At 63.9% G+C, this 12,020-nt stretch carries 10 protein-coding genes; 2 read left to right on the top strand and 8 right to left on the bottom strand.

Annotated elements, in window-relative coordinates; translation table 11 throughout:
• Positions 1-120 precede the first annotated feature (120 nt).
• Positions 121-759, top strand: a complete 639-nt coding sequence (locus AB7535_RS15010) for a ClpX C4-type zinc finger protein (protein WP_354079933.1) — start codon at positions 121-123, stop codon at positions 757-759.
• Between the two features lie 30 nt (positions 760-789).
• Here the strand turns inward: AB7535_RS15010 and fsrB are convergent, their stop codons facing one another.
• The 5 genes from fsrB to AB7535_RS14985 form a co-directional block, all read right to left on the bottom strand.
• Complete coding sequence (gene fsrB / locus AB7535_RS15005) at positions 790-2,082, bottom strand: siderophore utilization protein FsrB (protein WP_354079931.1); 1,293 nt, start codon at positions 2,080-2,082, stop codon at positions 790-792.
• 498 nt (positions 2,083-2,580) lie between these two features.
• Positions 2,581-3,987, bottom strand: coding sequence for a Dyp-type peroxidase (locus AB7535_RS15000; RefSeq protein ID WP_354079929.1), 1,407 nt, complete (start codon positions 3,985-3,987; stop codon positions 2,581-2,583).
• Between the two features lie 81 nt (positions 3,988-4,068).
• Positions 4,069-4,527 carry a hypothetical protein gene (locus tag AB7535_RS14995; protein WP_354079927.1) on the bottom strand — a complete coding sequence of 153 codons (459 nt, stop codon included), beginning with the start codon at positions 4,525-4,527 and terminating at the stop codon, positions 4,069-4,071.
• A gap of 207 nt (positions 4,528-4,734) precedes the next feature.
• Complete coding sequence (locus tag AB7535_RS14990) at positions 4,735-6,735, bottom strand: primary-amine oxidase (protein ID WP_354079926.1); 2,001 nt, start codon at positions 6,733-6,735, stop codon at positions 4,735-4,737.
• Between the two features lie 15 nt (positions 6,736-6,750).
• Positions 6,751-7,947, bottom strand: a complete 1,197-nt coding sequence (locus tag AB7535_RS14985) for a serine hydrolase domain-containing protein (protein ID WP_354079924.1) — start codon at positions 7,945-7,947, stop codon at positions 6,751-6,753.
• Between the two features lie 179 nt (positions 7,948-8,126).
• Between AB7535_RS14985 and AB7535_RS14980 the strand changes: the two genes are divergently transcribed.
• Positions 8,127-9,116, top strand: a complete 990-nt coding sequence (locus AB7535_RS14980; RefSeq protein ID WP_439036581.1) for a helix-turn-helix domain-containing protein — start codon at positions 8,127-8,129, stop codon at positions 9,114-9,116.
• Positions 9,117-9,293: 177 nt separating this feature from the next.
• Here AB7535_RS14980 and AB7535_RS14975 read toward each other — a convergent pair whose 3' ends face one another.
• Genes AB7535_RS14975 through AB7535_RS14965 form a run of 3 tightly spaced genes read right to left on the bottom strand, consistent with a single transcriptional unit; the run spans position 9,294 to position 11,890 of the window.
• On the bottom strand, positions 9,294-10,067 hold the full coding sequence (locus tag AB7535_RS14975) for a MetQ/NlpA family ABC transporter substrate-binding protein (protein WP_354079920.1): 774 nt from the start codon (positions 10,065-10,067) through the stop codon (positions 9,294-9,296).
• A gap of 28 nt (positions 10,068-10,095) precedes the next feature.
• Entirely contained in the window at positions 10,096-10,761 is a 666-nt protein-coding gene (locus tag AB7535_RS14970) for a methionine ABC transporter permease (protein ID WP_135213629.1), read from the bottom strand.
• Positions 10,751-11,890, bottom strand: a complete 1,140-nt coding sequence (locus AB7535_RS14965; protein ID WP_439036580.1) for a methionine ABC transporter ATP-binding protein — start codon at positions 11,888-11,890, stop codon at positions 10,751-10,753. The genes AB7535_RS14970 and AB7535_RS14965 overlap by 11 nt, the downstream gene beginning before the upstream one ends.
• Positions 11,891-12,020: the final 130 nt, after the last annotated feature.

Below are 12,020 nucleotides of genomic sequence, written 5' to 3'. Positions count from 1 at the left end.
CCCGCTGCCTGCGCCCTTTGGGGATGGTGAACGTATCAAAGTCGCCCTCACCCTCGCTATTGGCGAGCGGGTCGGCAAGGCAGGCACCGATCTTCTCCGTTCGCCGATACGGGTGCTCTCATGCGCGATTTCCGCGATGCGAAGGCTATGGCTCGTTCCTTGCGCGATGCCTTGAATGCCAAAGCCGTGCAAACCACTCACAGCGAAGCTTTGGAACTGATCGCGAAAGCGTTCGGGTACGAGAACTGGAATATTCTGTCGGCCAAGATCGATGCGGCGCAGCCGAGTGCAGGCGTGCAGAATCCTGCCCAGCAGGATCGTCCCATCTACTGTTCGTTCTGCGGCATGAACCGGCATGAAGTGAGCAAGCTGGTGGCCGGGCCGGCTGTCTTTATATGCGACGAATGTATCGACCTATGCACCGATATCGTTGATGAGCAGCTGCTTCGCCTCATCGAAGGAGATGCAGACAGTGCTCGCGCCATGCCCACCGATAGACTGCTTCACTATGTGGAGCACGCGAACAAAGGGGTGGAGCGCAATCGGCTGTTGTCGCAGAGCATCGAAAGGATTTTTGCGCTTCGACAGAACGCCTCGGCGGCGAATGATGACGTGTTCAAGACATCCAAAGTCGCTCGATTGAGAGGCAAGACGTCCGACGAACTGCTGGCGATGAAGAAATTTTCGCTAAGTCAGTTGAAGCGTTACAAGCAGGCGCTGCAGACCGCGATGCCCATCGTCAACGAGCGGACTCTGTAAACGCGCAGACGATCGAGCGGCACGCCGGCCCTACTCCGCCGGCGTGAGTTGCTGCCGGCTCAGGCGCATCGCCGCCGTCTCGCGCGCCCGGACGCGGGCGCGGCGCTTGCGCCACCAGATCACGACGCCGGTGACCGACAGTGCCGCCACCACGAGGCCCATGATCGAGATCAGGATGCGGCCGAACAGCCCGACGATGCGGCCCGAATGCAGCGGGAATTGCGCCTGCACGAAGATGTCGGCGGCGGTGCCGACCCAGGGCAGCCGTTCGCCGATCGGGCGGCCGTCCTCGCTGTCGTAATAGAGCTGCGCCGGCCCGACGCCGCCGGCGCCGTGATCGTCGCCGGGATGGAAGAACGCCGCGGCATAGACGCCATGGGCCGGGCCGTAATTGATCGAGCCGACCGGGACGGTCCACCCTCGCCCCTTGCCGTCGGCCGCCGCGCGCGCAGCGATGTCGTCAAACGTCACCTTGGGCTCGATGGGATCGTCGAGATCGCGATAGGGCCGCTGCTCATAGGGCGTCGGCGTGTAGTTCGACACCATCTTCATCATCGGCGAGAACACCTCGAAATAGAGGTTCAGCGAGAACGCCGTGAAGGCGATGATGAACAGCACGCCCCAGGTCCACAGGCTGAAGGCGCGATGGATATCGAAATTGATCCGGTAGGCGCTGCCCGATGCCTTGATGGTCCAGGCCGGGGCCCAGCGCGCCCAGAAGCCCCGTTCGAGCTGGCGCGTGACCTGGGGTGCCCGCGCGGCCTTGGCGCGCCGTCGCGAGGGCAGCGTCAGATAGAAGCCGACGAAGCAATCGATGGTCCAGATGATGGCGATCACGCCGAGCACGCGCATGCCCCAGCGATCGCTGCCCCAGAATTCCGGGATGTGCATGGTGTAGTGGAGCTTGTAGAGGAACGAGACGAAGTTTTCGCGCGTCACCGGCCACACCGCGCCCCAATAGCGCCGGCCGAGCTCGACACCGGTGTTGGGATCGAGGAAAATCTGGTTGTAGTCGATCGCGAAGCGTTTTCCCGTCGCCGGATCGATCCGCGGCATCACGAAGAACCACAGCGAGTGCCCCTCCTCCGGCGTCATGAAGAGGTAGACGACGCGTGCGCGGGGATCGCGCTGCTCGATCATCTTCGCGAGCTCGATCGAGGGAAGCGCCGGGCCTTTGCTGGTGACATCGAACAGGTGGTGGTTCAGCACCTCGTCGATCTCATGATCCCATGAGATGATCGCGCCGGTGATGCCGGAGAAGAACAGGAATCCGGCCGTGAGCAGTCCCGCCCAGCGATGCAGCCTGCCGAATATCGCTCTCATCGTCTCGACTCTCATCAAGCGGGTCCGGCGCGCTGCGCCGGCGCTTCCACCGAGACCGTGGGAATTTGAGTTTGCGCCTGCACGGGCGCGAAGGGAACGCAGAGAGCGAATATGCTGACGGCGCCGAAGAAAAGCACCTGAAGCTGTCGAACAAGCGCATTGGAGCACGAACGAAGTTGGAAGTCTGACACGTCTATCGAGGTCCCACGCACTGCCGGCTTTGCCGGAATGATTTTTGGACTCTCGCCCTAACGCGGGGACATCTTCAGTGCGAGGGACGAGGAGTTAGAATCTATCGAGACCGGGGAATAAATCGTGCGACCAATGCGCCCATCTGCGCGTCGAGGCGCATCGCCGGCTTCTATGAGCACTTCGATATGGAATGCTTCTAGAGTGAGAACATTCGCCGCTTGTCCGCAAACGCGTGACAACGGCGGACTCGCTGCCGCGAACGAATGGCTGCGGCGACGATGCGACGGCTGACGGGAGCCCGGCAGTTCAACCTTGCGCGGCAATCATCGTGTTGAGCGCTTTAACGCTCGGCGCAAACAGCACTGCGACGCCCTTGTAGCGGATAAATTGCTTCATCTGGAACGTCACGGAGGCGTCCCCCGCAAGCGGAACCTGGAACCGGGTCTCGGCCTTTGGGTCTGCCCGGTTTCCGGTCAACGCATCCTGCGCGTTGGCCCCGTTCGGAAGGCGCATGTAGGCGTCGGCAAAGTCCGTCTGATGCATCCACCGCAGGATGGTATAGAATTGCTCGTTGATCCTGGCGAAGTAGAACAGCCCTACGATGCCGCGGTCCTTGCCGTCGTCCTCCGTGCCCTCCAGATGAGGGCCGTAGGAAAATCCGCGGCGTATGACTCGCGGCGGCCCCTTGGGGAAACGAATCTGATTGGCGAATTTCAGCGGCTGATCGCGGCAATTGACAATGCGAATGTGAGCCCCGAGCGGGCATTTGACGCCGTTTGGATCGTCGCCATAGCCGAACGCATCGTTCAATTGGGGGGTCGACGGTGGTGCATCGGGAAAGCGTGACAGCGGCGACCCGTGTCGCCAGCGCCCCATCATCTTGGCCGCGATCCATTCCTCGGCCAGTTCCGGGCCGACATGCGGCGCCGCCTGCGGTGCATTCGCCTTCAGGAATGTGTTGAAGGCCGCAACGTCCTGATAAAGCCACGACAGGCCGACGTACGATCCATCGCGCGCGAAGTCCTGCCACGGACCGGGCTTGAACGGTGCAGTGGGAAAATCGCTGTTCGGATAGCCGACGACGATCTCGCGGCAATCGACGGCGTCGGAAGCCCTGGCAGCCGGCGCATCCTGCCAGTCAACATTGGGCGCGGTGATTCCATCGCGATAGCCAAAATGCAGGCGGCCGTCGGCTGGCCGACAGCCGGACAGCGCGCCGTCGTCCCAACTGTCGAGCGCCAATTCCCGGACAGCGAAGCCTGTTGCCGACTGCCGCACCTGCGCGAGGCAATCGGCTTTCTGCTCGGGCGTATCGAACCCGATGTGGATGGCGAGATCGATATCGCTCGACTTGAACTTGCCATCCCACCATCCGGCCGGAGCGCTGGCGTCGAAGAAACCAAGCTGTGTCGCAATGCCGCCATCCGGCGCCTGCGCGGGGTCCACGAACGATACCTCGAACTGCTGCCGCCCCTGCGCGACGTCAAGTTCGGCGCGACCCGACATCAACGTCGCGATGCCGTTCCAACTGAACATGAAGTGGAACGCGGGACCATCGGGATCCGGGCCTGCCCCCACCGCTGCTCGCGGTATCCATTGCCGCAGGAAGGACCTGGCACCGCCGGCGTCGCCAAACCTAAACAACAGAACCGCGAGCAGCGGCTTGGCGGAGCTTCGAGCGACGATCGCCTGCAAATTGCCGAGATCCACCATGGCGCCTGTCCTGCAAGAACGGTCAGCCGATAGGCAGCCTCAAAGCCGGCCTATCCCGAAAGCGCAAATACGCTCTGAAAGCTATTTCCCGAGCTTTGCCAGAATGTCCGCGACAGTCATGCCGTCGTAAGCCGAGAACAGCCAGCCGGACGGGTTGCCGCTGATGTCGGTTGAGCCGTCGGTCGCCGTGCCCAGCGAGCGCGCGTTGTGGTTCTTCGAGAATTCGAAGAACGCATTGGGATCGTTGATGTCCAGGCCAGTCGTATCTGCCAGGGAAAATATCGCGGCAAATATCGGCGTGAGCGCTCGACGGAAAAACTCGGTGTATTCCTGGTGCGTTCCCTCATATTCGGTGATGACCTGGATGTACTTGTCGTCGATGACGACGACGCGGGCGAAATGGACGATCCTGGACTGCTTCAACGCCGCCGCGATGGCGGGCTGAACTTTCTCAGTGAAGCTCGCCTCGAGATTCCGCAGCTTTGCCAGGGTCTCGGTATCCTGCTTGATCGGCAGCGTGAGATTCAGTGCATGGGTCATGGGAAATCTCCTTAAAGAATACAACCTTAAGATGGTATCACTCTTGAAAGGAATTGGAAGCGATCTTTTCGACCTGCGGCCGGCCGTCGCGTCGCGGGCCGTTCGAAAGGGGCAGCAATACTCCCCTGACAATTCGACCGCGAGCGCATGCGACCAGCGAACCAGCGCTGGTCGGCCTGCTGCGAACGTTGTTGTCGCGCGACGAGTCTAGGCTTTGCCGGTGTGGCAGCACGCGCCGCCGGCGGCGTCCTTCGGGTCGCCCGCCAGCACGCTGCGGCTGTTGCGCTCCGGCGGAATGTCGCCGGCGGCATTGGCCGCAAAGAATCCGGTCGGCTTCAGCATGAAGCCGGCATATTCGACCGGCATGATCGGAAAATCCTCGGGCTTGCAGACATGGGTGTGGCCGAAGGAGTGCCAGACCACGAGATCTGTATTCTCGATGTTGCGGTTCTGCGCGGCGTAGCGCGGCAGGCCGTCGCCGCCGGCATGGACATTGGGATAATCGCCGCTGGCGTATTTCTCGTCCTTGTCGAAGGCCGTGACCCAGACGTGCTTTGTGGCAAAGCCGCCGCGCTTGCGCACGTAGCTGCCCTCCTGCGCCAGCATCAGCGGGCTCGGATTGACCACGAGCTTGTAGGCCGGCGCGTTGCCGACCGAATTGGTCTCGTTGGGATTGCTGATCTTCCAGAACCGGCCGGTCTCGCCATTGGCGATCGCTGCCGCGTCGCGCTCGCGCGACAGCACGCGCGTGGTGGTATCGAAGGCATTGCCGTGCGGATTGTCCGCGCCCCAGGGCCGCGGCACGAACTCGTGCTCGGTGACGGTATTGCCGCCGCCATCGAGATCCATGTGCATGCGCACGTTGAAGAAATGCTGGTGCGTTGGGCCGCCCAGATTGTCGTCGACCATGCCGCCCCATTTGTATTTTTCGCCGGATGGCACGGCGGCGGTCTGGATGATGCCGGTGAGTTTTGTCTCGAGCTGGATCGTGCCGTCCTGGTACAGGTACCAGTAGAAGCCGTAATCGTAATTGCCGACGGTGGCGAAGAATGAGATGACGAGGCGCCGCGAGCGTCTTACTTCGAACAGGCCGTTGCGGAATTCGTAGTGCTTCCAGGCAATTCCGTAGTCTTCTTCATGCATGCAGATGGCATTCTGCATGACGAATGGCGCGCCCTTGTTGTCGGCGGCCGGCACGTCGAAATAATGGATGTTGCCGAGACAGTCGCAGCCGAGTTCGAGCGCATTGGCGAGCATGCCGAGGCCATATTCGCCGGCGTCGAACGCCGACTTCCAGAAATGGTTCTCGGTCGGATCGGCATAGGGCACCACCATCTCGGTGACGCTGGCGCGATGGATCAGAGAGCGCTTGCGATCACCGTCCTGGTAGGCGAGCTGATGCAGCACCAGCCCTTCGCGCGGCGTGAAGCCGACGCGAAAACTCCATTTCTGCCAGTCCACTTTCCAGCCATCGACCTTGAAGCTCGCGCCCTCCGGCTGCTCGATATGCAGCGGCTTGATGTCGGTGCGCGGGTGTTTGACTTCATGCGCGCCGTAATTCCGCTTCTTGCGCGGGATCGGCACGATCGGATCGGCGTCCGTGAGGTCGATGACCTTGCCGCCGATCAGGTCGACCACGGCCACCACGCCCTCGATCGGATGGGCGTAGCCGTTGTCCTGCAGATGTTCGCGGAAAAAGCTGACGGCGCGCACGATACGGGCGCCGCGTTCGTACTCAAAATCGAAGAAGCCCGAGGAGAACGGATCGACCTGGACCAGCTCGATATCCTTGTCGGTCAACCCGCGCCGGACCATCGCCGCGCGCCAGCCGGGGTCGGCCTTCACCACGGCCTCGCACTTGAAGAATTCCTCCAGCATCACCGGCGGCTGCCCGTAGGGCGCCTCGCGGTTCGGAATGACCTTGCGGCCGACGATCTCATTGCGCGCGAGCTCGACGATGTGCTCGATCGCCTCGCCCGTGGTGACGTCGAGCGTCAGCGCGAAGGCACGGCGCCCTGCTCCGCCCGTAGCCAATTCCTGTTTGGTCGGCTCCTCCAGCCGGACGGTCGGGAAGCGGCAGTTCTCCGGCGAGGTCGCGGCGGCACGAACCAGCGTGCAGGCGGCCGTGATCTCTTCGGCTGTCAGAGGATCGAGCGGATGCGGTGCTGCCGCTTGAATCGGTGATTTGGCTTTGACGGTATCGAGCATGATGATGACCAGAAATCAGCGCGGGGCGAGATGCGCGGTGATGGCGCGGAAGGCCGCGAGCCAGCGGTGGTCGAGCGGAACGTCCATCGCCTTCGGCTGCGTCGCGAGCTTGACGATGACGGTGTCGGTGGCCGCGTCGATATAGAGCCACTGGCCGTGGATGCCGATCCCCGCGAGATCGCTGCGCGAGGGATCGATCGTGTACCATTTGCTGCGGTAGCGGGCGCCCGGGAAGATGTCGGCGAGATCGCCGTCTTTCCACGCCTGGGGATCGCCGTTCTCGTGGATGTCGTCGATCCACCAGCCCGGCACCACCTGCCGGCCCTCGACCACGCCGCGGCAGCGGATCATTTCGCCGAAGCGCAGCAGATCGCGCGCGGTGACGGAAAGCCCGCCGGCGATGCGGCCCATGCCGTGGCTGTCGAGCGTGAGGGAGCCATCCTCCTCGGCGCCCATCGGCTGCCAGAGATAGTCGGAGAGGATGCGATGGTAGGGCATGCCGCAGGCGCGCTCGTAGACCCAGCCGAGCACTTCCGTGTTGGTCGAGACGTAGTGGAACACCTTGCCGTGCGGCTTTCCTGTCCCGCGCAGCGTGGTGAGATAGGCGCGCTGATGGCCGGCCTCGACGCCTGGCGGCGGCACGTCCCAGCCCGAGGAGAAGCGATAGCGCGCGACGTCGCCGGCCGGATCCTCGTAGTCCTCCTCGAACTTGATCGCGACCGCCATGTCGAGGACGTTGCGGACGGTGCAGCTGCCATAGACCGAGCTCTCCAGCTCCGGCACGTAGCGCACCACCCTCGCCTCCGGATCGAGCAGGCCGCGCGCGGCCAGCACCCCGCCGAGCGTGCCGGCGATCGACTTGCTGATGGAGCAGATCAGATGCGGCGTCGTCGCGCTCATGCCGTCGCCGTACCATTCGTGGATCAGCGTGCCCCGGTGCATGACCAGCAGCGCATCGCCGAAGGTTTCGCGCAACGTGGCCTCGACCGTGGTCGGCTTGCCGTCCGGCGCGGTGAAGTTGAGCTTTTGCAGCTCGCGCGGCGCGCTTGCCATCGGTGTGGGATGCGCGGAGCGACGGACCTCCGCGGTCGGCAGCACTTCGCGGGTGTGGGTGAAACCCCAGCGGATGGCGGGAAAGCTGCGCCAATTGGCACGGGTCACCTGGGCCTCGGGCGCGGGCGGGCTGCCGCGCATGATGTCCGTCGGTCGCATCTCGATCCTCCGCAAGGCCGTCCCGACTGCGATGTCGGAACGGCAAGGGAGAAGACTGCACACAGGCCGCATCGGGCGTTATCGAGATCCGGCAATATTTTGCTGGACAGCGGCCGTGGCCGTGCCAGTCTGGCGTAGTTCTTGCTGGCTATTCGGCTTGCAAATTCTGACGTGCTGTCATGGCCTTAAGCGCAACTCTTCCGATTCAAGACTCGGCTGCCAATCTACTTCAAGCGAGCAGCACGGACGTCGACGAGCATTGCGCCACGCTCGGCCGCTGGCGGCTGAGCTACGACCAGATCAGCGCCGGGGCGTTCCGGGGCAGCTTCACGCAACTCTCCCTGCCCCGGCTCGAAGTGTTCTGCGAGATCACCAGCCAGCAAGTCCGCCAATACGGCCAACTCGGTGCCGACAGCTTTGGCATCGGTCTGCCCTGGCACGGCGATGGCGAGGTGAATTGCAACGGGGCCAGTGTTGCGGGCTCCCAGGTCATCGCCAGCATCGACGCCGAGATCGACATGTGTACGCCGAAGGCGTTCGAGTTGCGCGGTGTCGTCGCCAGCGCGGTGCTGATCGCGGAGCTTGCGGCACGGCTCGACATCGAATTGCCGCGCGCCGTCTGGCACCAGTTGCGGGTGATCGAGATGGCGGCGGCGCCGGTCGCGCGGCTGCGCGCCCACCTCGCCGCCATTCACGAGACCATCACGGCCGCACCCGAACGGTTCGACGATCCGGCCGCGCGGCAGGCGCTGGAGGATGCCATCCTCATCGAGATCATGGACATGCTGCCGACGGCCCAGCCCAGCGATCCCGGCCGCAGCGCCACGGCCCGCAAGCGCACCGTGGATCGCGCCCGTGAGCTGATGCATGGCAGCGGCGATCGCTCGCTGTCGCTGCTGGAGGTCTGCAAGGCGGTCGGCGCGAGCCCGCGCAAGCTCGGCTATTGCTTTCAGGAAGTCGTGGGCACGAGCCCGATGCATTACTGGCGCGCGATGCGGCTGAACCGGGTGCGGCGGGACCTGAAGCGCGCCGGCGGCGCCGAGACGTCGATCTACGACGTCGCCGTGCAACACGGCTTCTGGCACTTCAGCCAGTTCTCGCTCGACTACAAGCGCCACTTCTCCGAGCTGCCCTCGGAGACACTGCGGCGCGCGAGGCTTGTCGCCTGACGCGCGCGTCTTCTACTCCAGGACAAGTCGTGGCTAGCAGCTCGCTTGCGGCCATCCTTCGAGACGCCCGCCTCTGGCGGGCTCTCGGGATGAGGTCGCGTTTTGCGTCGAGATATTGGACCCTCATGGTGAGGAGCCCGCGCAGGCGGGCGTCTCGAACCATGCAGACCGGGCACGTTACCAGGTCGGCAAATACGTGCCCTTGAAGCGCGTCTCAAGAAACGCCTTCACGGGATCGGAGTGATAGACCGCGATCAGCTGCTTCACCCACGGCTTGTCTTTGTCCTCCTCGCGGACGGCGAGGATGTTGACCCAGGGACCATCGGGGTTCTCGCGCGCGATCGCATCGGTCGCCGGATTGAGGCCGGCCTGCACGGCGTAATTGTTGTTGATCGAGACGACGTCGACGTCCTGCAGCGCACGCGGAAGCTGGGCGGCGTCGAGCTCGACGAAGCGCAGCTTCTTCGGGTTCTCGGTGATGTCGGCAATGGTCGAGGAGACGTTGTTCGGGTCCTTCAGCTTGATCACGCCGTGCAACGCCAGGATCATCAGGCCGCGGGCGCCATTGGAGGGATCGTTGGCAATCGCAACGCGGGCGCCTTCGGGCAGGTCAGCGAGCTTCTTGTATTTCTGCGAATAGACGCCCTGCGGCGAGCCGATCGTGTTGGCTACCTTGACAATTTTCCAGCCGGTCTTGGAGATCTGGTTCTTCAGGTAAGGCTCGTGTTGGAACGAGTTGGCTTCGAGGTCCTTCAGCGCCAGCGCCTGGTTCGGAATGACGTAGTCGGTGAACTCGACCACCTTGATGTCGAGGCCGCGCTCGGCACCGACCTTCTTTACGACGTCCATGATCTCGGCATGGGGACCGGCGGTGACGCCGACGCGGATGGTTTCAGCTTGAGCGGTGGTCGCAAGCAAGGCTGCAGCCGCAATGGTTGCGAGAAAGCGCATTGAAGTCTCCAGTTTCAGGGAATGTGTATCAGCGCTGCCGCAGGCGGCGGTTGACCCGGCGTGCGAGATAATCGCCCGCGCTCTGCACGAGCTGCACCAGCGCGATCAGAACGACCACGACGGCCAGCATCATCTCCGGCATGAAGCGCTGATAGCCGTAGCGGATGCCGAGGTCGCCGAGCCCGCCGCCGCCGACGGCGCCGACCATGGCGGAGTAGCCGAGCAGGCTGACCACCGCGAGCGTCAGTGCCAGGAGCAAGCCGGGCAACGCTTCGGGGATCAGTACCTTGAGAACGATCTGGATCGGTGATGCCCCGAACGAGGACGCGGTTTCGATCAGGCCGCCGTCGACCTCGCGGATCGCAGCTTCGACCAGGCGCGCGATAAACGGCGTCGATGCGATGACCAGCGGCACGATCGCTGCGGTCGAGCCGATCGAGGTGCCGGCAATGAGCCGGGTGAACGGGATGATGGCGACGACCAGGATGATGAAGGGCGTGGAGCGCGTCGCATTGACGACGATGCCGAGCACGCGATTGATGGTGGGCGCCGCGAACAGCTCGCCTTTCCGGCTGGTCGCGAGGAACACGCCGAGCGGCAGGCCGAAGGCGGTGCCGAGCAGTGCCGCGATGCCGACCATGTACAGGCTTTCGCCTGTTGCCTGGACGATGAGGTTGATGAGTTCAGGCGACATAGCCGAGACGCTCCGCCGGGAGTTGATATTGAGAGAGCCAGGCGAGCGTGCGCGTCACCGCGTCCTCGCCACCGGGAATACCGAGGGTCAATGAGCCCACATGCTGGCCGCCGATCTCGTCGATGCGCGCCGACAGCAGCGCCACGTCGAGACCGAGCTCGCGGGCAAGCCGCGCCACCACCGTGTCGCCGGCCCCTGCCCCGCGCACCTGGACGCGGATCACGGCCTGCCCGCCGGCAGACGGCTCCGACACGATCCGGCTCGCAAGCGACACCGGCAGGCTGTCGCCGATCACTTCGGCCAGGAAGGACTGCGTGATCGGATGCTTGGGGTGCGTGAAGATGTCGGCAACATGGCCGCTCTCGACGACATGGCCGGCGTCGAGCACCACCACTTCCTTGGCGAGCTGGCGCACCACGGACATTTCGTGGGTGATCAGCACGATGGTCACTCCGAGCTCGCGGTTGATGTTGGCGAGCAGATCGAGGATCGCGCGCGTGGTCTGCGGGTCGAGCGCCGAAGTCGCCTCGTCCGACAGCAGCACGCTCGGCCGCGTCGCCAGCGCACGGGCAATGCCGACGCGCTGCTTCTGGCCGCCCGAGAGTTCGGAAGGATAGCGGTCGTGCTTGTCGGCGATGCCGACCAGCGCCAGCAGCTCGGCGACGCGGGCCTTGATGTCGGCCTTGGCCCAGCCGGCGATCTCCAGCGGCAGCGCGATGTTGTCGGCCGCCGTGCGCGACGACAGCAGGTTGAAATGCTGGAAGATCATCCCGATCGAGCGCTGCGCCAGCCGCAATTCGCGGCCTGCCAGCGCCGAGATGTCGCTGTTGTCGACGATCACGCGGCCCGTGGTCGGCTTCTCCAGCCCGTTGATGAGCCGGACCAGGCTCGACTTGCCGGCGCCGGAGCGGCCGATGACGCCGGTGATCGAGCCGCGCGCAATCGCGAAGTCGATGTCTTGCAGCGCGTTGACACCGGGCTTGCCGCGATAGGCCGGATAGACCTTCGAGATGCCCTCGAAACGGACCATCGCGTCAGCGTTCCGGGCGGCAGGTGAAATCGCTTCAAGCGTTTCGATCTTCTGTCCGATCGCGAGCGATTGGTGGGCGTTCATGGAGGCGGCCTTCATGCACAACAGTTCTGCTGCCCCCGTGGGGCATGCGGGAACCGGTCGCGTCAAGCGACGGAGAGTGAAATCGCGGCGAGGGTTCCGGTGGAACGCGCTGCACTGCAGCACGCACCATCGCCTTTTCAGGTCT

Source organism: Bradyrhizobium sp. 956_D2_N1_4, assembly GCF_052076025.1.
Classification (GTDB): Bacteria; Pseudomonadota; Alphaproteobacteria; order Rhizobiales; family Xanthobacteraceae; genus Bradyrhizobium; species Bradyrhizobium barranii.
The sequence above is the reverse complement of the archived record's forward strand: the minus strand, read 5'-3'. Positions and strand labels throughout refer to the sequence as shown.